The sequence below is a fragment of the Providencia sp. wls1914 genome (genome assembly GCF_009706645.1).
Classification (GTDB): domain Bacteria; phylum Pseudomonadota; class Gammaproteobacteria; order Enterobacterales; family Enterobacteriaceae; genus Providencia; species Providencia zhijiangensis.
The window spans coordinates 1154887-1176884 of the sequence record NZ_WLUN01000016.1 but is presented as its reverse complement, the minus strand read 5'-3'; the positions used below and the strand labels follow the sequence as shown (position 1 = coordinate 1176884).

Genomic DNA, 21998 nt, shown 5'->3' with positions numbered 1-21998 from the left:
TAATTAACTTTTTATAATATTATATTTAAATAGAATAAATAAATCCCCTCATAATTAACATTTATTTATGAGGGAATAAAAAATGATTAAGGTTCGATTGGTAACTCGTTGTCTTGCCCCCATTGCGCCCATGAACCATCATAGAGGCGCACATGTGGGTTACCTAATAATACCAATGCCAGTAAAACTACGGCAGCCGTCATGCCAGAGCCACAGGTTGTGACTGTAGGTGCGGTAATATCAACACCTTGCTGCGCAAAAATAGCTTTTAACTGTTCAGGAGATTTATATTCCCCATTATCGACTAATAAATCCCAAGGCACATTTTTACTGCCGGGAATATGGCCCATTCTTAAACCCGGACGAGGTTCAGGGGCTTGAGCCAGAAAACGGGCAGCTGCACGCGCATCAATAATTTGGATTTTACCTTCAGTGGCAACCTCTAACATTTGCTGTTGATTCAGCGCATTGGCATCTTGTCTATCCGCAATAAAGGTTTGTGCAGCGGGTGGGGTGACTTTACCTGATTGAGTTGCAAAGCCTGCCGCTTTCCAGGCGTTAATTCCGCCCGCTAAAATTTTAACCTGTTTACAGCCCAAAGTGCGGAAAGTCCACCATGCACGTGGAGATGAAAATAAATTATTTTGTGCGTAAATAATGACTTGTGTTTGATTATTAATCCCCATCGCTCCAACAGCTTGACTGAATGTGGCGGCGTCAGGGAGCATATGAGGTAAGTCGCAGCTCTTATCGGCGACTTCATCTTGATTAAAAAATTGAGCTTGGGGAATATGCTCATCAAGGTAGCTTTGGTAGCAATCATAAGGGGCGGTAGGTGGTGGCGTAGAGACATCAAGCACAATAATATTACTGTCTGAAAGGTGTGAATTTAACCACTCTGGTGTTACAAAATAATCGTTGTACATCATAACTCACCGTCCCGTTTGATTAATAATGGATGATTACTGGATCTGATTAGGTGCAGGTAATATCGATGGCGATTGAGCCTGATTTTGCTCTATAGGTGTCGTGGAGCGGGTGTAAATATTCATCCCAGCAAGCACAATACCCCCAATAGAACTCAATGCGCATAATGCGCACAGTGCGATGACGACTTTTTTCATTTTTATTAGCCTGATTTGACACGAAGATGCCAAAGTATAACTGGATGGTGATAGCAAACAAGTTTTACGGGGTATTTTCTTGGCTCGATTTGGTGTTTTGCGAAAGGCTTTCCAGAATTTGTGTATAATGGAAATTAATACAGTAGTTTTGCGAAGGGTTTCGCAAAAGAGAAATAGGGGCTTTCCAGCCTCTTTTTTGATTGATTATCATCTCCTTTTTACTTGGTCTTCTGCGTATCTATGTCTCTGTCAAATAAAATCAAAGAACAAATAACTCAATGGTATAAGGGGTTATCTAATCAAATCGAGGGGTTCGTCTCTCGGGCACCTCAGCGGCAGATGATTGCTGAAGTGGCGAAAAATTTGTCGGATGCGCAGGGGCGTCATTTAGTTATTGAAGCACCCACAGGGGTGGGAAAAACCTTATCCTATTTGATACCAGGCATTGCGGTTGGGCGCGAAGAAGGCAAAACCTTGGTCGTGAGTACCGCCAACGTCGCCCTACAGGATCAAATATTTAGTAAGGATTTGCCATTACTGAGCAAAATTATTCCTGACTTAAAATATACAGGCGCATTTGGGCGAGCGCGTTATGTGTGCCCCCGAAATTTAGAAGCTATCTGCGCTGCGGAAGGGGAACAAATAGATTTAATGCTGTTGGTGGAAGACAAAACTGAAATTGCCAACAGCGAAGAGAGAGCGCAATGCCAGCAATTACGCAATGATTTTCATAGCTTTGCTTGGGATGGCTTGCGTGACCACCATAAAAAAGCATTTAGCGATAGTCTATGGCGTAAAGTTAGCACCGATAAGATGAACTGTCTTGGGCGTAATTGTCAGTTTTATCAACGATGTCCCTTTTTTATTGCCCGTCGTGAAATTGAAGATGTAGATGTGGTTGTTGCTAACCACGCTTTAGTGATGGCGGCAATGGAAACAGAATCGGTATTGCCGGATCCCAAAAAATTATTGTTAGTTCTTGATGAAGGGCATCACGTTCCCGATGTGGCGAGAGATGCCTTAGAAGTGGAGGGGGAAATTACGCTAGTTCAGCTTACCGCACAGGTGGATAATTTTATTCACCATGTGGGGCAGTATGTAGCGCAGTTCCGCCCTGCAAAGCCACCTAAGTTAACTAATCCCGATAAGCTACAGCAACACGCCGAAAAATTGCGAGAATGTTTCCGTGATTTTTCATTGTTAGCGAACGGGCTATTACCGGAAACATCCAAAGAGTCAGAATATTTGTTCCCAATGGGGATCTTGCCCGAGGTCATGCAGCAATGTTGCCAAGAGCTATTTAAGCTCACAGATGCATTGCGTGGGCTATCAGAGGCGATTCTTAGTGACTTAACGGAACAAACGGCAAAGCAAGATATTGTGCGTTTACACCGTTCAATTTTAGTGACAAGCCGAGCTATGGGTTATTTTGAAAATATGACCAAATTGTGGCGCTTAGCCTCACTTGATCAAAGCTCGGGTGCACCTGTTTCGAAATGGCTTAGCCGCCGTTATGAAAAAAATCAGTCCCGGATTTTTATGCATTGCGCAGGGATCCGCGTGAGTGAGCAGCTACAACATTTATTATGGAAAAATGTGCCTCATATTGTGGTGACATCGGCAACACTTCGCTCTTTGAACAGCTATTCACGTTTTATGGAATTAACGGGGTTATCCGAAAAGAGTGATGACCGTTTTGTGACGCTCACCTCGCCGTTTAATCATGTTGAACAGGGTAAGTTGGTGATCCCAAAAATGCAGCATGAGCCAACCATGGCAACTGAAGCTGAGCATTTAAAAGAGATGGCAACTTATTTTCGCCATCAATTTACCGAAAGTGACCATCGTGGGGTATTGATCTTATTTAGTAGCCAGCGAGCGATGGACGGGTTTCTTGAACATGTGAAGGATTTGCGCCTTCAACTCTTAGTGCAGGGGGATCAGCCACGCTACCGTTTAGTGGAGACGCACTGTGAACGTATTAAACAAGGGCAAAAAAGCGCGTTAATCGGCTTACAATCATTTGCGGAAGGCTTGGATTTAAAAGGGGAATTTTTAACTCAGGTGCATATTCACAAGATTGCATTTCCACCTGTGACAAACCCGGTGATTATTACTGAAGGGGACTGGCTGAAGTCCTTAAAGCGTTATCCATTCGAGGTACAAAGTTTACCTAGCGCTTCATTTAATTTGATCCAGCAAGCAGGGCGTTTGATTCGTAGTCATGAATGTTATGGTGAAATTATCATTTATGATAAACGTTTATTAACCAAAAGCTATGGTAAACGTTTATTAAATTCGTTACCCATTTTCCCTATTGAACAACCTGAAATGCCAACATCAGAGAAGTAGGACGATAAAGAAGTAGGGTGATAAATAATTGAGACCACCGAAGTGGTCTCATGGTCAATATATTGACTCTATTTTACGACACTACTCAATATTGGCTTCTAATAACCACAGGAATTTATCCAGATCGCGAGAGGCGGCGGTAAACATATCTGCGGTATTTTCATCTTCAACTTCGTCGATGGCTTTACGAATATCATTCGCAACAACGGCATATCGTTCTGCCAACGCTTTTAAATGGTCTTGTACAGAATGAATATCCAAAGGATAAGCTTCTAACGACGTGAATTTATTGACTTGCTGTGATGTTCCTGTGGCGACGCCACCCAACTGAACCGCACGCTCAGCGAATTCATCCAAGTGCCCGACGATACTATCTCTAAAGCCATCTAACATCTCATGTACCGCGATAAAGTTACGACCGCGCATATTCCAATGGGCTTGTTTAGTGATTAAAGAGAGATCGGTGAAATGGATAACCATCATGTTTAAGATACCAATGGTTTCTAATTTAACGCTATCTTCAATATCATTACGGGTATATAAAAGTTCAGTTGAAGAGGTTTTAAATAATTTTGCAGTATTCATAGAATTTCCTCTCTTAAATATAAATTGATTCAATTATCTTGTCTGCGTATAAATATAGAGTGTAAAGCTAGGAATGTCATAAAGTAATAATCTATTACTTTAATAGGCAAGGTGATGATATTTTTTTTAGATATTTGTTTATTTAGGTTTTACCAATTGAATCTATCGGTATGACATTTCAAATAAATGAATATTACCTTACAAGATAATGAAATAAAGAAATGAGTAAAAAAGCAAAAAGGCTAATAGAAATACCTATTAGCCTTTGATAAAAGTGAATATCACTAATTATTTACGATACTTTTTCAATCTTTGATTTGGGTACCGAAGTTGATGTTGAACCAATCGACGCGCATACAATACACAGCAGTGCTAACCACTGGGTCATAGTTAAATGCTCTTGCAGGAAGACAATACCTAAAAACGCCCCCATACAAGGCTCTAGGCTCATTAGGGTACCGAAGGTTTTCGCTGGCAGCTTGGTTAACGCTATCATCTCCAACGTATATGGAAATGCGGTGGATAAAATGGCTACACCTAACGCGATAGGGAGAATGGCAGGATCAAACATCGCCTCAACCCCAGTTTGCATTAACCCAATAGGGAAGAAAATGAGTGCCGAAATCAATGAACCCACTGCAACGGTAGCGGCACCGTAACCCGCACCAGCGCGTTGCCCAAAGATAATATAAATCGCCCAGCAGACACCGGCACCTAAGGCATAAGCGGCACCAACCAGGTCGAGAGAGTCAATGTTATTGCCGATAGGCAGTAAGAACAGGAGCCCAGCAATCACGAGCCCAATCCATAAAAAATCGATAGGGCGGCGAGAAGAAAACATCGCAACGGCTAATGGGCCCGTAAACTCAAGTGCGACCGCAATCCCTAAAGGGATACGCTCAAGCGCTAAATAAAACAGGTAGTTCATGGTTCCGAGAGATAAACCATAAGCAAGCAGTGGCCCCAGTGAGCTTTTTCTGAAATTTAAACGCCATGGTTTAAAGATCACGCACAAAATAATCGTGGCAAGCAACAAACGTAAACCGGTAACACCTGGTGCGCCGATAAGTGGGAACAATGTTTTAGCTAAAGAGGCCCCGCTTTGGATTGACATCATTGCCAGTAATAGCAAGCCTATCGGTAATAGCGGAAAAGCACTCTTTTTAGTATCGGCAGACATGAATAAAAAACCTCAGAAAAACGTTGGGAACGTCGATAAAACCCGCACTGTATATACAGATAAAATGGGTGAATCTAAATAATAATGGTGGTTTATTGGGATATTTACCCTAAGCCAGCAAATTGACGTGAATTATCTCACAGAATTCATGCAGATTATATTGCTTTGTTTAGAGTGGAAAATTCATCATATTATTTAATATTGGATAACGAATAAAAATAAAATAATGTGAGTTGAGCTTCTTTGTGGGTGCCGTATAATTTTGTGCTTACAAGAATGATAATAGGAATGAAAATAGAACATGAAAAAAATTAAAAGTGTTGCGGTTTATTGTGGTTCTAGCCTAGGTGTTAACGAGATTTATCAAAAACAAGCTATTGAGTTTGCAAAAGAGCTGGTAAAACGTGATATCGCTTTAGTCTACGGTGGTGCGAGTGTTGGGTTGATGGGAACGGTTGCCGATACGGTATTATCTTTAGGTGGTAAGGCTATTGGTGTGATCCCATCCCTGCTTGAAGAGCGTGAAATCTCCCATAAAAATCTGACTGAACTGTACAAAGTTGACACCATGCATCAGCGCAAAAGCAAAATGATTGAATTAGCTGACGGTTTTGTCGCCATGCCGGGCGGTTATGGGACTTTAGAAGAATACAGTGAAGTGTTTACCTGGAGCCAAATTGGCTTACATACAAAGCCTTGCGCTCTGTTCAATATTAATAATTACTGGCAGCCTCTGATTGATATGACCAATAAAATGGCGGATGAGGGATTTTTACATGAAAAATATCGTCATATGGCGATTGTGGAATCATCCCCAGCCAGTTTATTAGACCAGTTTGAAACCTATGTAGCGCCGCCAGTGAAAACCTACGAAAAATAAATAATCATCCATTTACCCCTTTTTTCTAAATAGCTGCGTGCCAAAATCAGCACAAGATCTAAACGCGGGATTATGGCATAATGCGCGGCTATTTATACTTATCAGACTTCAAGTCGGCGAGATAAGGGCACTTAAGCCAATCTCGGGGCGACTCTACAAAGATCAATTTAAGGCATCGCAGTGTTAACAACCAACAATATCACTATGCAGTTTGGCAGTAAGCCGCTGTTTGAAAACATCTCAGTTAAATTCGGTACCGGTAACCGCTATGGTCTGATCGGTGCGAATGGTGCGGGTAAATCCACATTTATGAAAATTCTGGGTGGGGATTTAACGCCAACCGCAGGGAATGTGAGCACCACGGATCCTAACGAGCGTTTAGGTAAATTACGCCAAGACCAGTTTGCATTCGAAGAGTTCACCGTTCTAGATACCGTTATCATGGGACATGCTGAGCTTTGGGATGTAAAGCAAGAACGTGACAGAATTTATGCGATGCCAGAAATGAGCGAAGAAGATGGCTATCGCGTTGCGGATCTCGAGGTGGCTTACGGTGAGATGGATGGCTATAGCGCGGAAGCGCGTGCGGGTGAGCTGTTATTAGGCGTCGGTATTCCGGTTGAGCAACATTATGGCCCAATGAGCGAAGTGGCGCCGGGTTGGAAACTGCGTGTGCTATTGGCTCAGGCATTGTTTGCAGACCCAGATATTCTGTTACTTGATGAACCGACGAACAACTTGGATATCGATACCATCCGTTGGTTAGAGCAAGTGCTGAATGACCGTAACTGCACCATGGTCATCATTTCCCATGATAGACACTTCTTAAACACCGTTTGTACGCACATGGCGGACTTAGACTACGGTGAGCTGCGTTTATTCCCGGGCAACTACGATGAATACATGATCGCAGCAACTCAAGCAAGAGAGCGTCTGTTATCTGATAACGCCAAGAAGAAAGCGCAAATTGCTGAATTACAATCGTTCGTCAGCCGTTTCAGTGCGAACGCATCAAAATCGAAACAAGCAACGTCTCGTGCTCGTCAAATTGATAAAATTCAATTGGATGAAGTTAAAGCCTCTAGCCGTCAAAACCCATTCATTCGTTTTGAACAAGAGAAAAAACTGTTCCGTAACGCTTTAGAATTAGAAGCGGTCACCAACGGTTATGATCAAGGTCCTCTGTTTAAAAATGTGAACCTGTTAATGGAAGTGGGTGAAAAGATGGCCGTTATCGGTGCTAACGGTATCGGTAAAACCACATTCTTAAAAACCTTAGTCGGTGAGCAACCTGCGACAAGCGGGATCGTCAAATGGTCTGAAAACCATAACATTGGTTATTATGCGCAAGACCACGCAGAAGACTTTGATACTGACCTGAACGTATTTGACTGGATGAGCCAGTGGAAAAGTGAAGGGGATGACGAGCAGGCGGTTCGTAGTATTTTAGGTCGTTTACTGTTCTCTCAAGACGATATCAAGAAAAAAGTGTCGGTCTTATCCGGTGGTGAGCAGGGTCGTATGTTATTTGGTAAGCTGATGATGCAACAGCCAAATATCTTGATTATGGATGAACCGACCAACCACTTAGATATGGAATCCATTGAATCATTGAACTTAGCGTTAGAAATGTATCAAGGAACGCTGATTTTCGTTTCTCATGACCGTGAGTTTGTGAGTTCACTGGCAACTCGTATTCTTGAGATTAAAGAAGATAAAGTTATTGATTTTAAAGGTACTTATGATGAGTACCTGAAAAGCCAAGGCGTTGTTATCTAATCTTGCTTGAATCAAAAAATAGCCCCGCCGGAGTGATACCCGCGGGGCTATTTTTATTTAGCCGTTCAAAATGGCTGAACAGCCTCAAAATTAGTTTTTCTTCACAAACTCAGATTTCAGTTTCATTTGACCAAAACCATCGATTTTGCAATCGATATTGTGGTCGCCTTCCACTAAACGGATACCTTTAACGCGGGTTCCGATTTTCAGCATTGAAGAACTACCTTTTACTTTAAGATCTTTGATTACGGTAACAGTATCGCCATCAGCTAATAAGTTGCCGTTAGCATCTTTTACGATGAGTTCATCAATGTCAGTAACTGGCTCAGCATCATTCCATTCGTGCGCGCACTCAGGGCAGATGTACATATCGTTGTCAGTATAGGTGTATTCAGACTGACATTTTGGGCAAGGAGGTAATGACATATTTATATTCTCAGTGATGACTAACTTCTCAGTGACGATGAATGTAGTCATAGTTCAAATCAGTAGGGATAACGAGGTTCCCCGAAAGGGGGATAGTATAAGACCAAAGACAAGATAAATGAATTTTTAGGAATATTCCTAATTTTGTATCTTAAAAAATGGTGAGATAGAAAAATGGCGAGACTTAGCTCGCCATGGATAATCTTAAGAGCAAACCTCACAGTGTGGGTCTTTATTGAGTTTAAATTGGCGAAAATCCAGCGTCATCGCATCAAATAGCAGCACTTTTCCGACATTGACTTTGCCGTATTGCGCCAGCAACTTGATGGTTTCCATCGCTTCTAATGTGCCAATTGTTCCCACCAGTGGCGCCATGACGCCAGCTTCTACACATGTCAGGCTATTTTCTCCAAACAGTCGACTTAGGCAGTGATAGCAGGGCATTCCTTCTTCGTAGGTAAATACGGAAAGTTGCCCTTCCATACGAATCGCGGCACCCGAAACAAAAGGGATTTTGTGCTTAAAGCAGAGGCGATTAAGCTGCTCACGAATGGCTACATTATCCGTGCAATCTAAGATCACATGATGCTGTTGAACTAATTGCTCTAGCTCAGGATCATTCAATTGCGTATTAACCGTATCAATCTGGATATGGGGATTGATGGCCGCTAGCTGCGCTTTGGCTGAATCTACTTTAGGATCACCAATAGTGGCGTCGCGGTGCAGGGTTTGCCGCTGTAAGTTTGATAGGGAAACGGTATCAAAATCTACGAGGGTTAAATGCCCAACACCCGCTGCAGCAAGGTATTGCGTCGCAGCACAGCCAAGTCCACCAAGCCCAACGACCAAGACTTTACCTGCCTTCAGCTTTTCCTGCCCGTCAAAATCGAAGCCGCGTAAGATAATTTGGCGGTTATAACGCAGCATTTCCTGATCAGTCAGTTCTTGCACAGTTTTACTCACTTTTTAATAAGTAATTGAACATTTCCACATCAACCATTTCGCCTGCCGCGATTTTCCCACGCTCGCGTTCTAATACGATAAAGCAGTTTGCTTGGCTAAAAGAACTGAAAACATGTGAGCCTTGGTGCCCAGTAGTCGCCACTTGTAGTTGGCCTTGTTCATCGACGCTTAAAATACCTCGTTGGAAATCAAGGCGTCCCGGAGATTTTTTCAGCGGTGTAGTGACAGGTACTTTGAAGCGGACAGGGGCTTTCCATTGGCTATGACCACCGAGACGAGCAATTAATGGCTGAACTAACTGATAGAAAGTCAGTGCGGCAGAGACAGGATTACCCGGTAAGCCACAGAACCATGCTGAACTTAGCTTGCCGAATGCAAAAGGTTTACCTGGCTTGATGGCTAATTTCCAAAAGCCAATCTCGCCCAGTTCATCCAAAATTTGTTTGGTGTAATCCGCTTCACCGACAGAGACGCCGCCGCTGCTGATAACTAAATCAGCACATTGGTTAGCTTCGATAAAGGTTTGCTTGAGTTTTTCGGGTGAGTCGGGGATCACGCCGAAATCCAGCACTTCACAATTGAGTTTTTCTAACATTAAGCGAACGGCAAAACGGTTGGTGTCATAAATTTGACCTTCAGCCAGAGGTTCGCCTACCGCTTGAAGTTCATCGCCGGTTGAGAACACGGCAACTTTCAAACGGCGCTGGACAGTAACATTCGCAATTCCGAGAGACGCTATCAATGGAAGCTGTGCGGTGGACAATAAGGTTCCCGCTGGAAATACCGCGCTACCTTGGGCAATATCTTCGCCAGCTTTACGGATATTGTTTCCTTGCTTGACGCTTTCCGTAAAAATAATTCCTTGGTCAGTTTGCTCTGTTGCTTCTTGCATGACAACGGTATCAACGCCTTCTGGGATAGGCGCTCCCGTCATGATACGTACGCAACTACCTGCGGGTAACTTCCCTTCCATTGGGTTGCCGGCAAAGGACTTTCCAGCGACGGGCATCGGGGTTTTTCCATCCCAATCAGCAAAGCGAAAACCATAACCATCCATCGCGGAGTTATCGAACGGTGGGACATTTATAGGAGATATGAGGTCTTCGGCAATAATACGTTGGGCAGACTCAGTTAATGGGATGATTTCAGTGCTAGTGACCGTTGTGGTGTTTGAAAGTAATTTTTCTAATGCAAGCTCTAGTGAAATCAAACCGTTAGTATGACACTGGTCCATAAATCGTTACCCCTTAATCTTGTTATTGGCCTTCGAGGCTTAAAATAAATTGTTGGCGGTATTATGTCAGATATAGCGCATTGGGTGAATGAATAGAAATTGATTACTGATAGCTTTTGAGTGGATAGTTTGTGTCATTTGAGTCACGCATTGCGTTGTTTTAATAAACTCACGATTAAATAACACGATTTTTGCTAAAACAGGTCTATTAAAAAGGATAAAATAAAGCATGTTATTAATCGCATTTAAATAATGAAATAGTTATTTAAATTGCAAGGAGTATTCTGGATCGAGTCGCGCGATAACCTGCAAATATTTCATGCTGTTGATAGATGTATTACTGGATTATCTGCACTTGCTGCTTTAGAGTACCGCGCACACCTGCATTTTTATAAAAATAGCGTTATACCATCTGTGGAGGATCCTATGTCATCTCTGAGTAAAGAGGCCGAATTAGTTCATGCTGCTTTGGAAGCCAGAGGGCTTGAAACCCCGTTACGTATCCAGCCAAAATCCGGAGAGGATCGTAAGCAACTGATTGAAGGGCATATGACCGAAATTATGAAGTTGCTGAACTTAGATTTAACCGATGATAGCTTGGCTGATACCCCGCGCCGTATCGCAAAAATGTATGTGGATGAGATTTTTTCAGGTCTTGACTACGCAAACTTCCCAAAAATCACATTAATTGAAAATAAAATGAATGTGGATGAAATGGTCACTGTGCGTGATATTACTCTGACCAGTACGTGTGAGCATCACTTTGTGACGATCGACGGTAAAGCGATTGTGGCATATATCCCTAAAGACAAAGTGATTGGTTTATCGAAAATTAACCGTATTGTGCAGTTTTTCTCACAGCGTCCACAAGTTCAAGAACGTTTAACTCAGCAAATTTTAGTGGCTTTGCAAACGTTGCTAGGCACCATGAATGTCGCGGTTTCTATTGATGCAGTTCACTACTGTGTGAAAGCCCGTGGTATACGTGATGCGACGAGTGCAACGACCACTACATCATTAGGTGGGCTGTTCAAGTCTAGCCAAAACACACGTCAAGAATTCTTACGTGCGGTTCGCCATCTCTAATTTATGACCTCTACCGTTTCAGTTGCCCCTAAAAGCCGTATCGGGCAACTTGATACAGTACGTGGCATTGCCATCCTCGGTATTTTATTGCTGAATATCTTTGGATTTGCATTGCCACAAGCGGCCTATCTTAATCCCTACTACACCCCTGAAGTATCATCCTCTGATGCGGCGGTTTGGGTGTTTTTTAATCTTTTCTTTCAAGGGAAGTTTCTGGGTATTTTTTCCCTACTTTTTGGCGCTACATTAGGCTTACTAAGTTATCGCGCAATATTGTGGCAACGTAGCCGACTGATTGTTTTAGCGATTATTGGATTGATTCATGGAATTGGTTTTTGGGATGGGGATATTCTTCTCGCCTATTCCTTGACGGGGCTGATTGCGATAATGGTGCTGCCGCACTATGCAGTTTCCACCTTGTTTAAAATTGCCATTTCTATCTATTTGATTGGTTTGGTTATTCTATTTGCCATTGGCAGTAATGTGGTGGATACCAGTTTTTGGCAGATCACAGCAGACCAAGCGTTTCTTGATGCTTGGCAACATCGCATTGGCGGAATGACAGGGGTAGCATATCGCGCGGGTGAAGTGGCGATGATGGTTGAGTTGCTGGTGATCCAGTATGGCTGGCAACTGGTTGCAATGATGATCCTTGGAGCGCTGTTACTGAAAAATGGTTGGCTAAAAGGGCAGTTTACCGAGCAGCATTATCGCCGAATAGCCATTATATTCATTCTCCCAGCGGTAGCGATTCAGTCCGTGGCTCTCTATGTTCAAAGTCTTTTCGGTTGGCGTTACTTTGATACCTCGATTGTTGGTTATATCATTAATGAGCTATCGGTGCCGTTTCAGTCTTTGGGCTATATTGCGTTAGTGTATGGGTTTTGGGGGGCATTGAGCCGAAGTGTGCTCGCGAAAGCATTACAAAATGTAGGGCGGATGGCACTGAGTAATTACTTACTTCAAACACTGATTTGTACCACCATTTTTTACCATTTGGGCTATTTTTATCAGTTTACCCGAGTGGAACTGTTAGCGTTCATTCCACCCATTTGGTGTGCCAATTTACTGTTTTCTTATTGCTGGTTGAGCTTCTTTAAGCAAGGGCCTGTGGAATGGTGTTGGCGACAACTGACAGACAAGCTGTTTTATCTTTTAAATCGCCATTCACCATCCGAAGATTAATTGAGTTTGTTTAGCTCATCGGGGGTTACTGCAGGGTAGCCCTTTGTGCCATCAGGCATTTTTATTGGAGCAGGAATGGATTCTTGCTCCCCTAAAAATTTAGGTTCACGCTGGAGAATATAGAGATCGGCAAGTGCACCTAAACGGGCAAACACTTCACGTATCCGCACTTTAAACATACCTTCTGGCGTCGGTACCGCTAAACATTGGGCATCAATCCCTTTGTGCTTAGCAATGAATAGCGCTCTTTCACAATGAAAACGCTGGGTGATAATGGTGAAGTTATCGGTATCGAACACTTTTTTCGTACGAACCACGGAGTCTAAGGTTCTAAAACCAGCAAAGTCGAGCACAATTTTTGAAGCGGGTACGCCAGCTTTGATGAGGTCTTTACGCATGGCGATAGGCTCATTGTAATTGTGCGCGCCGTTGTCACCACTCAGGAGTAAGTACTTCACTTTGCCGCTGTGATAGGCATCCGCAGCACCTTTAATTCGATAGGTATAATAGAGGTTAGTGGCACCGGAGGCATAATATTTCGATGTGCCGAGAACCATCCCAACATCGCGGGCAGGCAGTTGCTCTACATCTTCATAGATATAGGGCGCGGTTTCCCAACTGATCCAGCGGTCGAGTAAAATAACAGTGGCGAAAGCTATCCCTGCCAGTATTAATAGACCATAAAGCAGACGTTTCCTCATGTCCTCGCCTTGAATAATTAATGCCTATAATAATTAATGGTAACAATTAATAGGCTACTTGACTTAATTTCGTGACGCAAGTCGCGTAACGTAAAATCGTGTCAATATGGCTCATAATGTTTCGGTTGACGATATCGTCTAAGACAATATCGTATAAGGTAATGGTATCGAATTGAAAAACAATAAGATGCCGTATATTGGTTTATTCGTTTGGTGTTCCACCAAAACAGAGTAATGGGCTAATAGTATTCCTATCGACGGATTTTTGTTTATCAACCACATAAAATGATTTTGGATAAGTCACCACCCAAGCGTTCTCCGTTTCAGCGATCCCTTGAATATAGTCGCCGTTTGTTGGGATCGGCAGAACATTATGGATATTCAATGTCTTGAGGCTGGTGGTGACCAGCGGAACTTGGGCCTCACTAGGATATTGTGGCAAATAGTAAGCTTGTGTTAATGCCGTATTGATGCCATATCGACCATACTGTATATCGCTATTATTTCCACACCAATGATATTCCGTGATAGGTGAGGTTGGTGCTGTGACATGAGCGAAAACAAAGCGAGTATCTGTCACCATCCAGATGGATTGGCTATCTGGTGTGAAATAAAACTCTCTAACAGAGTCATAATAATTCTCTACCGTAAACCAAGGTTTTTCACTAAACGTAAGTGTTTGAGTATCTAACAGATAGGCAGCTTGGGTGACATTGTCATACAGCGCTAGATGTTTTCCATCGGGGGAAAGCGCGGCTGGCATCTGAACGCCGAAAGCACCTTGATATTCTTGGCTATCAGGGAAGGTGAGTTTTTTCTCGACAGTATTATTGGCAAGGTTAATCACTGCGATACTGTTTTCTACTCCGCTTGTGACAAATGCGCGAGGGCTATTTTTCATCACATAAATTTGGCGTGGGAAAAAGTTGGTTTCAATATTAGCTTCCACTTTTTGCGTGTCGATATCAATCACACTGACGCTATTTGGTTGAAGTGAAGCAACATACAGTTTCTTTCCATCGGTGCTGAGCGAAGCCCCATAGGCACCCATTCCACGGCAGCGATTAGAGCTGCAACCCGTTTCATTTTTAGGTAATGGAAGCTGGATAGTAAATAGTAGTTTCCAATCACCATTAGCAGAAGAGTAAGCACTAACCAGGTTGGCTTCTTCATCCGTGATAAAGACTCGCTGGTGGGCATCATCACTGAGAATAAAGCTTGGTTCAATTAATTGAGGGGCTTGAACTTGAATACCAGCAACTTGCTCTTCAGATTGTGCTGCGGGAAGTGATGCAAGCTCCTTTTCGGCAGTTTTTTCCATCACTCGCTTAGCTTGCTCTGCTTTGGCTGAGTTAAGCTCTTTATCCAGTTCTTGGTAGATAAATTCACGCTCAGCAACAAGATCTTCATCGGTCGAAAATGATTGCTGGTGGATAACGAGCGCTAAAATACCCCCCATGATTAACACGACGAGTAAATCTAATACGTATTTTTTGGCAGGAATAAGAACGAAAGCAAACCCAATAACAGTACCTGCAAGCGCGCCACCAATATGAGCTGCATTATCTACCTCCGATTGCATCCCATTAATTAAGGTTAATGCAATCATGGCAATAATATTATAGAGCGGGCGCTTAAGGGTATCGCGAGCGTCTTTAGTGAGGTCAGGGTTATTGAGCTGTTTTAAAAGGTCAATTACGGATGCGGCAGCGAGACCCATAATCGCCCCAGAAGCGCCCAAACTGACTGTGATATAGACGGTATTATCATTTTGCAGCAGGCTACTCCATGACATCATATCAAAGCGACGCATTGCGCTATTTAAGGCTTCTTGATATTGCCAAGCTGCACTGACAAATGACCCAACAATCCCTGCAAATAGGTAGATAGCAAGGTAACGAAATTTGCCAAAAGCACGTTCACATTCAATACCAATAACCAGTAAGGCAAGGGTATTTAGCCCTAAATGTAACCATCCAGAATGTAGCACTATGCTTATAGGATAACGCCACCAATCACCGGTGAGAGAAAGTTGATAGACGCTTGCCCCGAAGAGCAACAAATTGTATTCCTGAGATTCAAGTGGGGCAGCAAAGTTAATTTGATAAAAATAAACACCAATATTAAGAATCGCAATAAATAGCGTGAGTGCTATCGCCCATAGGGAAAATTTACGCGTGTTTTTTTTCGGCGCTGATTCAGGCGGCGTTGATTCAGGTATGGTTGGCTCTGACATGAGCGGATCCTATGTAAACAGGTTATGTTTGCATCTTAAATAACTCTGGTGGCTATCTCAATCGCAAGTTATAGAAACGGGATACTTTCAGACAATGTTGAAATACAGAAAAAAGAGAAAACAAAAAAAGAGCACCGAAGTGCTCTTTAATTTAGCAAAAACAATTAATTAGAATGAGGTGCGTTTATAGACACGATATTCTGGTTTCCAGAAATTGTGCTCAATCGCTTCATCTAATGCGCTATCTGATGTCATGGTCGCCACGCCTTGAACTTGCGCTTCTTTAGCCACTTGTTTTGCTATCACGCGGGAGACTTCTTGGATCTCAGATAACAGTGGTAATAGAGGACCTTCACCCTTTTGTGCCAGTGGTGAGCAGCTTGCTAATGCACGGCTTGCCGCCATCAACATGCCATCAGTCACACGTTTCGCTCCAGATGCAATCACGCCTAAACCAATACCAGGGAAGATATAGGAGTTGTTGCATTGTGCAATAGCAAAGACTTTGTCTTTATAAGCTACTGGTGGGAATGGGCTACCTGTTGCCACTAATGCCTGGCCTTCAGTCCAGTTGATAATATCTTCTGGGCGCGCTTCAACACGAGATGTCGGGTTAGATAATGGCATCACGATTGGGCGAGGGCAGTGCTTGTGCATCTCTTTAATGATCTCTTCGGTGAATAGACCCGCTTGACCAGAAACACCAATCAGCACAGTTGGTTTCGCATTGCGCACAACATCTAACAGTGAAATAGAGTCACTGTTGACATCCCAATCTTGCAAGTTAGCGCTGTTTTGCGTCAATTTGCTTTGGAAATCCAGCAAGTTTGGCAGTTTGTCGGTCAGTAATCCGAAACGGTCAACCATGTAGATGCGTGCACGTGCTTCTTCATCGCTTAAACCTTCTGATTTCATCTGAGCAATAATTTGTTCTGCGATACCACAGCCTGCCGAACCTGCGCCTAAGAATGTGACGCGTTGGTCGCTCAGTTTGCTGCCTGCTGCATGGCTAGCGGCAATTAAGCTACCCAGAGTCACGGAAGCGGTACCTTGAATATCATCGTTGAAGCAGCACAGCTCGTCGCGATAGCGATTTAATAATGGCATCGCATTCTTTTGTGCAAAGTCTTCAAATTGCAGCAGCACATTTGGCCAGCGGCGTTTTACGGCTTGGATAAATTCTTCAAGGAATTCATCGTATTCTTCGCCCGTAATACGTGGATGACGCCAACCCATGTACAGAGGGTCATTCAGGCGTTGTGGGTTGTTGGTACCCACATCAATAACAACTGGTAAAGTATACGCAGGGCTAATACCACCACAGGCGGTATACAGAGATAGTTTACCGATTGGAATACCCATACCACCGATACCTTGGTCACCTAAACCAAGAATACGTTCGCCATCTGTCACAACGATAACTTTTACGTTTTGTTTAGTGGCGTTTTGCAGCATGTCATCGATGTATTCACGGTTTGGATAAGAGATAAACAAACCACGCGCACGGCGATAGATATCAGAGAAATGTTCGCAAGCTTCACCCACAGTTGGCGTGTAAATGAGCGGCATCACTTCGGTTAAGTGTGCATCAATCAGGCGATAAAATAGGGTTTCGTTGGTGTCTTGAATATTACGCAGGTAGATATGCTTATCAATATCTGTTTTAAAATCAATTAATTGGCGATAAGCACGTTCAACTTGTTCTTCAATAGTTTCAACTTGTTCAGGCAGTAAACCATACAGGTTGAAATTAGCGCGTTCTTCTTCTGTAAAAGCGCTTCCTTTATTCAGTAAAGGAAATTCGAGTAAGATTGGACCAGCGTAAGGAATGTATAGGGGACGTTTTGTTTCGTGTTCATGTTCCATGAAATATCACTCTTCGGACGATTAGTAAGCAACAGTCAGGTTAGATCCTAAGCTAAACAAAAAATATGTACAGTAAATAATGCTACAAAACAGTTAAATTTTTTACTGAATATTATGGTTTATATGATAAGGAAATTATTCACCGAAGGGAATTTTAGGCGGGATTTGTTTTACCATTACAACGAGTGGATCACGCTTATTTAAGTTCGCCGATGCTTTTATCAGGATATCAATCTTTTCAACGTAGTATGTCATTTTGTTATAGATTAAATTTATTTAACTGTTAGGTGAGGGATTAATGCTAATGGCGTGGTTGGCCGCTAGATGCTTATCCTGCTAAATATATTTTTATATATCATATATTGCCGCATGTTTTTAATTCATTTAGGTTTTGTTTCTTACCTAAATAATTAATCAGTGGTGGTGTTTATGAAAAAATATCTTGTATTTATATTTTTAATTTTCTCCTTTCAAGCTCAAAGTATAGAGCCTAAAGATAATAATCAAAGCATGTTTAAATTAATTGTTCATGAATATATGAGAGTGACTATGGAAGAATATAATCAGCCATTATCACAAGAAAAACGAGAGAAATATAAATACGAATTGTCTTTAGCATATGCAAATTTTTTGAAAAATTGGTTCGAATTAAACGGAAATAATAATCCTAGAACGGAAGATATTAAATTCCATGAAGCTGTTGTTATTCATGAAAATGGGCATGAAGCATCAGGAATACCCTATGATGCTTGGTTTTTTGCTGATATCTATGATGTTTTAAATGAGGTGGATAGAGATAAGCTTTGGGGTGAAGTGTTAGATTTAATGTCTGGAAACCAAGGAAAGCAAGAGGCGAAAGTGTTTATTAATCTATGGCTAAAAATGAAATCAGAAGCACAAAGCAAAAATGCGGAAAAGCGTGAAAAAAGCCAACGATGGTTAAATAGAATGAGAAAAGTCCCTTTAGTTATTGAGATAGAAAAAACGCTAAAAAAGGTAGATGAAGGTTTTTATCATAAAAAATAAATATCCAGTCTAAATTGGGATTTAAATATGAAAATAAAATTTATTTTTTCTATATTTATCTTGTTAATTTCAACTCTATCAATGGCAGATAATCGCCCCGGTTTTGTTTGTGGGAGGTTTAATGGGAATATTGTTGAAGTAACTAGGAATTATGTTGATTTTATCGCTGAATATGAGGGGTACAGTTATTTTGACCGTAGATCAGTCAAAAATAAAAAAGGGTGTGATGCTAATTTTACAATATTACCTTTACGTATGACATGGCCGGAAATGCACCCCGTCGATAGAATGAAATCAGATCAAAATGAAAAGGAGATACGCATATCGGTGACACCAATGACGGATAATACAGCGTCAATGAACATGTTTAGAGATAATTCAATTAATGAAGATTTTTTTGGTAAAAGAAGTGGTGTTTATTATGATGATGAGCTTGATTTATATTTCGTTGAACAGGAAGATAAGATTTTAATGAAGGATGAAATTGAGCCTTATATAAAAAAAAGGAGGGTTTATTGGTCCGAAAATAAAAATGAAGTAACGAGTATTATTCGTTGTAGTTGGGTTCAAATAAAAAGTGAATATTACTTTTGTGATATTAATTCACGCATTCCGGAAATTGATGCTTCTATTCAAGTAAATATAAAGTGGAATCAAATGCATCAGTGGAGGAAAATCTTATTAAAATCAAAAAGTTTTGTAATAATTCATCTTAAATAGAAAAGGATTTTTAATGTCAAATAATACAAGATACAGTGCAAGTAGAGTGTTTACAAAAAAATGATCTTATTACGATTAAAAAACTATTAAGGGAAGATAAAAGCCCAAAGGAGATGTATCAGTATCTAGCGAGCAGAGGTAATAGTGATGTACCGCTATCAAATAATTTTCTCAAAAACTCTTCTAGTATATGAACATTATCTGAATAAAAAACGGCGGTTATTGAAGTTAATAAACTCACAATAACCGCCGTCTTAATTTTGAATATTTAATTTTTTCAATTAAAAATGGTTTAAATGAAATAGTATTTAAATGGATTCATCCAAATAAACACGTTCCACTTTTTGGCAACCTAATGCGTGCAAGGTATTTTCCGTAGTACACCACTGCTGCACCGTTGCATTTTGTTTTTCTACTAATACCGCTTGTTCGATGGCGTGAATATCTTTACCCGCTAAATTCACCATAATTAGCGCCGCTTGTAATGGCGGTAAGCTCGGGTTAAACGCAGCGTTTTCCGCGTAACGGCCTGTAAACAATGAGCCATCTTTTAACTGCACGGCAATACCAGAATGAGATTCACTGTAGGGTGCATGAGATTGGTTTGCCGCTTCAACCGCAGCAGATAGCAGTCTATCGCGGCTTTGATTTTGATAACCATGATCCACGCTATCAAGCAGTAATGTGGTGATATTCAGGTCTGATGGACCAAATGAATCGGGTAAATATTCATGAAGTGTAGCTGCTTGGCGTTTTGGTAAATGCACCATAATCTTACCGCCTTCACGCAGCTCATTCATAAATTGTCGGCAGTGACCGCAAGGCGTGTAGTTGACGGTAATGGAGGTTAATTGCTTTTCGCCTTTTAACCACGCATGGGTAATGGCACATTGTTCAGCATGGATAGTTTGACCAATCGAAACATGGTTAAATTCCATATTTGCGCCGAAATAGAGATTACCGCTGATACCGCAAGCGATTGCGCCTACATTAAAGCGAGAAATTGGTGTAACAGCGTAAGCCGCTGCGAAAGGCAATAATGAAAAAGCGAGTTCGCTGTCCGTGCATCCACTCTCAGCTTTAATTTGCTTTACTTGCTCAGCGGTTAACATGGCTGAGAAATCAGGTTTGTCCATAATAGGCTTTAGGACAGACTGTAACTTTTCTGGAAGTTCGGCCCAAGCGGCCTTGAATCTTGAATGCATAAGTAACCCTCCCTATTTAATTGTTTTCATTCTATTCAATTAATAGGGGGATTGGATGTGATCGCGATCACTTCATGAATGCAATCAATGAAACAAATTCATTAAATGAGAGATGTATCTCAAGTTTTTACACTGAAATTTGCATAAGAGAGGTACATGACCTCTCTTATTGATTCAGTTTAGCTAAATAAGTGAAGAATGACAGGGAAGATAAAAGGTGCAATCAACGAAGTGATTACCCCGCAGGTCATTAATGCTAATGAACTGTAAGCCCCTTCAATATAGTTAACTTCCGCGCAACGTGCTGTTCCCAAGGCGTGAGAAGCGGTACCCATCGCCAAACCTCGCGATGCGTGGGTGCGAATACGTAAAACATCAAATAGGCTATGACCGAACATCGCCCCTAAAATCCCGACAAAAAGGACGCAAGCTGCACTAATTGCTGGGATGCCTCCGACTGAATCGGCAACTGCCATGGCTATCGGTGTTGTCACTGATTTAGGTAATATTGAACCTGCAATATCCGGTGTTGCTCCTAGCCACAGTGCAATAGTCGCGCCCGTAAACATCGCCACAATACTGCCAGCAAAACAGATACTAAATAGGGATTTCCATTGCGCCCGAATCTGGTGCATTTGCTCGTAGAGCGGAAAGGCAAGGGCGACGACAGCCGGCTGCAATAAATCATTGAGTATTTTACTGCCCGCAAAATAGTGCTCATAAGAGGTGTTTGTCAGGATCAGTAACGGAATAATAATCGCGATAGTTAACAATAATGGGTTCAGAATGGGCAATTTGCACTTGATCGACAGCGCTCTTGCCAAATAGAAAACAACGATAGTTAATGGCAGTGACCACCAAATATGTTCTAACATCACTCTTTCCCCTTGGTTTTATCATTATTGATGGTTGAAGATATGGGTTCTTCAGGAGGAAGAGGAACTTCATCAGGCTTCACACCCACAATCGGGCGCTCTTTATGGATATAGTTTGAGCTGACTGCGACAACAATCATGACGATTAATGTACTGGCAATGCAGGAGACGACAATCGGGATCATCTGTTGGCTGAGTAAATCATAATAATTCATAATCCCCACACCGATGGGAACGAATAAAATCGTCATGTTTTTCAGCAGGATACTACATCCAGGTTTTGCCCAGTGAGCAGGGACTATTTGCAATGCTAGCAAGACAAACAACAGCAACATACCGACAATACTGCCGGGAATGGAAAAAGGAAGCAGTTTGGAAATCACATTTCCGATGATCAGGCAGAGGTAAAGTATTGCGAAGGCTCGCAAATATTGCCATCCGGTATTCAATACTTGTTTTAATGACATGGGACTTGTCCTATTACTCGACAGGCATTCATCATACAATTAACTTGGAAATTGTGCCAGAGATCACAAATAAAAACCCATAAAAAAACGGAGCTCACTAAAGTGGCT

The 21998-nt window shown here is 41.9% G+C and carries 19 protein-coding genes and 2 pseudogenes; 7 read left to right on the top strand and 14 right to left on the bottom strand.

Going from position 1 to position 21998, the window contains the following annotated elements; translation table 11 throughout:
• Positions 1-86 precede the first annotated feature (86 nt).
• The gene (gene sseA, locus GKR74_RS16290; protein ID WP_154604457.1) at positions 87-926 is read right to left on the bottom strand and encodes a 3-mercaptopyruvate sulfurtransferase; all 840 of its coding nucleotides are present in this window, start codon (positions 924-926) and stop codon (positions 87-89) included.
• 36 nt (positions 927-962) lie between these two features.
• Positions 963-1124: a hypothetical protein gene (locus tag GKR74_RS17930; protein ID WP_165906914.1), complete on the bottom strand. Its 162-nt coding sequence runs from the start codon at positions 1122-1124 to the stop codon at positions 963-965.
• Positions 1125-1364: 240 nt separating this feature from the next.
• Here GKR74_RS17930 and dinG point away from each other — a divergent pair, with 240 nt between their 5' ends.
• The gene (gene dinG / locus GKR74_RS16285; RefSeq protein WP_154604367.1) at positions 1365-3476 is read left to right on the top strand and encodes an ATP-dependent DNA helicase DinG; all 2112 of its coding nucleotides are present in this window, start codon (positions 1365-1367) and stop codon (positions 3474-3476) included.
• A gap of 81 nt (positions 3477-3557) precedes the next feature.
• On the opposite strand, the gene dps is transcribed toward dinG, so the two are convergent.
• Both dps and rhtA read right to left on the bottom strand, forming a co-directional pair.
• Complete coding sequence (gene dps, locus GKR74_RS16280; protein WP_154604366.1) at positions 3558-4061, bottom strand: DNA starvation/stationary phase protection protein Dps; 504 nt, start codon at positions 4059-4061, stop codon at positions 3558-3560.
• Between the two features lie 292 nt (positions 4062-4353).
• Positions 4354-5241, bottom strand: coding sequence for a threonine/homoserine exporter RhtA (gene rhtA, locus GKR74_RS16275; protein ID WP_154604365.1), 888 nt, complete (start codon positions 5239-5241; stop codon positions 4354-4356).
• A gap of 301 nt (positions 5242-5542) precedes the next feature.
• Between rhtA and GKR74_RS16270 the strand changes: the two genes are divergently transcribed.
• Together GKR74_RS16270 and GKR74_RS16265 are read left to right on the top strand one after the other, a co-directional pair.
• On the top strand, positions 5543-6121 hold the full coding sequence (locus GKR74_RS16270) for a TIGR00730 family Rossman fold protein (RefSeq protein WP_154604364.1): 579 nt from the start codon (positions 5543-5545) through the stop codon (positions 6119-6121).
• A 180-nt stretch (positions 6122-6301) separates the two neighbouring features.
• Positions 6302-7900 (top strand): ABC-F family ATPase, encoded by a 1599-nt coding sequence (locus tag GKR74_RS16265; protein ID WP_108479408.1) that lies wholly within the window; start codon positions 6302-6304, stop codon positions 7898-7900.
• A 90-nt stretch (positions 7901-7990) separates the two neighbouring features.
• On the opposite strand, the gene GKR74_RS16260 is transcribed toward GKR74_RS16265, so the two are convergent.
• From GKR74_RS16260 to moeA, 3 genes are all read right to left on the bottom strand, one after another.
• A complete protein-coding gene (locus GKR74_RS16260; RefSeq protein WP_036949717.1) occupies positions 7991-8326 on the bottom strand; it encodes a zinc ribbon domain-containing protein YjdM in 336 nt (111 codons plus the stop codon).
• Positions 8327-8530: 204 nt separating this feature from the next.
• Positions 8531-9277: a molybdopterin-synthase adenylyltransferase MoeB gene (moeB, locus tag GKR74_RS16255; RefSeq protein WP_336431347.1), complete on the bottom strand. Its 747-nt coding sequence runs from the start codon at positions 9275-9277 to the stop codon at positions 8531-8533.
• 4 nt (positions 9278-9281) lie between these two features.
• A complete protein-coding gene (moeA, locus tag GKR74_RS16250) occupies positions 9282-10523 on the bottom strand; it encodes a molybdopterin molybdotransferase MoeA (RefSeq protein WP_154604363.1) in 1242 nt (413 codons plus the stop codon).
• A gap of 426 nt (positions 10524-10949) precedes the next feature.
• Between moeA and folE the strand changes: the two genes are divergently transcribed.
• Together folE and yeiB are read left to right on the top strand one after the other, a co-directional pair.
• Positions 10950-11609, top strand: a complete 660-nt coding sequence (folE, locus tag GKR74_RS16245; RefSeq protein ID WP_036949713.1) for a GTP cyclohydrolase I FolE — start codon at positions 10950-10952, stop codon at positions 11607-11609.
• Positions 11610-11612: 3 nt separating this feature from the next.
• On the top strand, positions 11613-12794 hold the full coding sequence (gene yeiB / locus GKR74_RS16240; RefSeq protein ID WP_154604362.1) for a DUF418 domain-containing protein YeiB: 1182 nt from the start codon (positions 11613-11615) through the stop codon (positions 12792-12794).
• Here the strand turns inward: yeiB and sanA are convergent.
• The 4 genes and pseudogenes from sanA to GKR74_RS16225 all read right to left on the bottom strand — a co-directional run bounded on the left by sanA (position 12791) and on the right by GKR74_RS16225 (position 17597).
• The gene (gene sanA / locus GKR74_RS16235) at positions 12791-13495 is read right to left on the bottom strand and encodes an outer membrane permeability protein SanA (protein WP_036949704.1); all 705 of its coding nucleotides are present in this window, start codon (positions 13493-13495) and stop codon (positions 12791-12793) included. The genes yeiB and sanA overlap by 4 nt on opposite strands.
• A 202-nt stretch (positions 13496-13697) precedes the next feature.
• Positions 13698-14546: a YncE family protein gene (locus GKR74_RS18270; RefSeq protein ID WP_336431354.1), complete on the bottom strand. Its 849-nt coding sequence runs from the start codon at positions 14544-14546 to the stop codon at positions 13698-13700.
• A gap of 294 nt (positions 14547-14840) precedes the next feature.
• Positions 14841-15731 (bottom strand): annotated as a pseudogene (locus GKR74_RS18265) (rhomboid family intramembrane serine protease); the annotation flags it as partial.
• A gap of 168 nt (positions 15732-15899) precedes the next feature.
• Positions 15900-17597, bottom strand: coding sequence for an NAD-dependent malic enzyme (locus tag GKR74_RS16225; RefSeq protein ID WP_154604360.1), 1698 nt, complete (start codon positions 17595-17597; stop codon positions 15900-15902).
• Positions 17598-18026: 429 nt separating this feature from the next.
• Between GKR74_RS16225 and GKR74_RS16220 the strand changes: the two genes are divergently transcribed.
• Both GKR74_RS16220 and GKR74_RS16215 read left to right on the top strand, forming a co-directional pair.
• Positions 18027-18623: a hypothetical protein gene (locus GKR74_RS16220; protein ID WP_154604359.1), complete on the top strand. Its 597-nt coding sequence runs from the start codon at positions 18027-18029 to the stop codon at positions 18621-18623.
• A gap of 27 nt (positions 18624-18650) precedes the next feature.
• A complete protein-coding gene (locus GKR74_RS16215) occupies positions 18651-19343 on the top strand; it encodes a hypothetical protein (protein WP_154604358.1) in 693 nt (230 codons plus the stop codon).
• 308 nt (positions 19344-19651) lie between these two features.
• Here the strand turns inward: GKR74_RS16215 and cdd are convergent, their stop codons facing one another.
• The 3 genes and pseudogenes from cdd to GKR74_RS16200 all read right to left on the bottom strand — a co-directional run bounded on the left by cdd (position 19652) and on the right by GKR74_RS16200 (position 21890).
• Positions 19652-20548 carry a cytidine deaminase gene (cdd, locus tag GKR74_RS16210; protein ID WP_154604357.1) on the bottom strand — a complete coding sequence of 299 codons (897 nt, stop codon included), beginning with the start codon at positions 20546-20548 and terminating at the stop codon, positions 19652-19654.
• A 179-nt stretch (positions 20549-20727) separates the two neighbouring features.
• Complete coding sequence (locus GKR74_RS16205; RefSeq protein WP_036949690.1) at positions 20728-21423, bottom strand: CidB/LrgB family autolysis modulator; 696 nt, start codon at positions 21421-21423, stop codon at positions 20728-20730.
• Positions 21417-21890 (bottom strand): annotated as a pseudogene (locus GKR74_RS16200) (CidA/LrgA family protein). The gene GKR74_RS16205 and the pseudogene GKR74_RS16200 overlap by 7 nt, the downstream one beginning before the upstream one ends.
• Positions 21891-21998 lie beyond the last annotated feature (108 nt).

Excerpts from the sequence above, each read along its gene's own strand:
- sseA (WP_154604457.1), bottom strand. The coding sequence starts at position 926 with ATGTACAACGATTATTTTGTAACACCAGAGTGGTTAAATTCACACCTT.
- GKR74_RS17930 (WP_165906914.1), bottom strand. The coding sequence starts at position 1,124 with ATGAAAAAAGTCGTCATCGCACTGTGCGCATTATGCGCATTGAGTTCT.
- dinG (WP_154604367.1), top strand. The coding sequence starts at position 1,365 with ATGTCTCTGTCAAATAAAATCAAAGAACAAATAACTCAATGGTATAAG.
- dps (WP_154604366.1), bottom strand. The coding sequence starts at position 4,061 with ATGAATACTGCAAAATTATTTAAAACCTCTTCAACTGAACTTTTATAT.
- rhtA (WP_154604365.1), bottom strand. The coding sequence starts at position 5,241 with ATGTCTGCCGATACTAAAAAGAGTGCTTTTCCGCTATTACCGATAGGC.
- GKR74_RS16270 (WP_154604364.1), top strand. The coding sequence starts at position 5,543 with ATGAAAAAAATTAAAAGTGTTGCGGTTTATTGTGGTTCTAGCCTAGGT.
- GKR74_RS16260 (WP_036949717.1), bottom strand. The coding sequence starts at position 8,326 with ATGTCATTACCTCCTTGCCCAAAATGTCAGTCTGAATACACCTATACT.
- moeA (WP_154604363.1), bottom strand. The coding sequence starts at position 10,523 with ATGGACCAGTGTCATACTAACGGTTTGATTTCACTAGAGCTTGCATTA.
- folE (WP_036949713.1), top strand. The coding sequence starts at position 10,950 with ATGTCATCTCTGAGTAAAGAGGCCGAATTAGTTCATGCTGCTTTGGAA.
- yeiB (WP_154604362.1), top strand. The coding sequence starts at position 11,613 with ATGACCTCTACCGTTTCAGTTGCCCCTAAAAGCCGTATCGGGCAACTT.
- sanA (WP_036949704.1), bottom strand. The coding sequence starts at position 13,495 with ATGAGGAAACGTCTGCTTTATGGTCTATTAATACTGGCAGGGATAGCT.
- GKR74_RS18270 (WP_336431354.1), bottom strand. The coding sequence starts at position 14,546 with ATGGGTGCCTATGGGGCTTCGCTCAGCACCGATGGAAAGAAACTGTAT.
- GKR74_RS16225 (WP_154604360.1), bottom strand. The coding sequence starts at position 17,597 with ATGGAACATGAACACGAAACAAAACGTCCCCTATACATTCCTTACGCT.
- GKR74_RS16220 (WP_154604359.1), top strand. The coding sequence starts at position 18,027 with ATGAAAAAATATCTTGTATTTATATTTTTAATTTTCTCCTTTCAAGCT.
- GKR74_RS16215 (WP_154604358.1), top strand. The coding sequence starts at position 18,651 with ATGAAAATAAAATTTATTTTTTCTATATTTATCTTGTTAATTTCAACT.
- cdd (WP_154604357.1), bottom strand. The coding sequence starts at position 20,548 with ATGCATTCAAGATTCAAGGCCGCTTGGGCCGAACTTCCAGAAAAGTTA.
- GKR74_RS16205 (WP_036949690.1), bottom strand. The coding sequence starts at position 21,423 with ATGTTAGAACATATTTGGTGGTCACTGCCATTAACTATCGTTGTTTTC.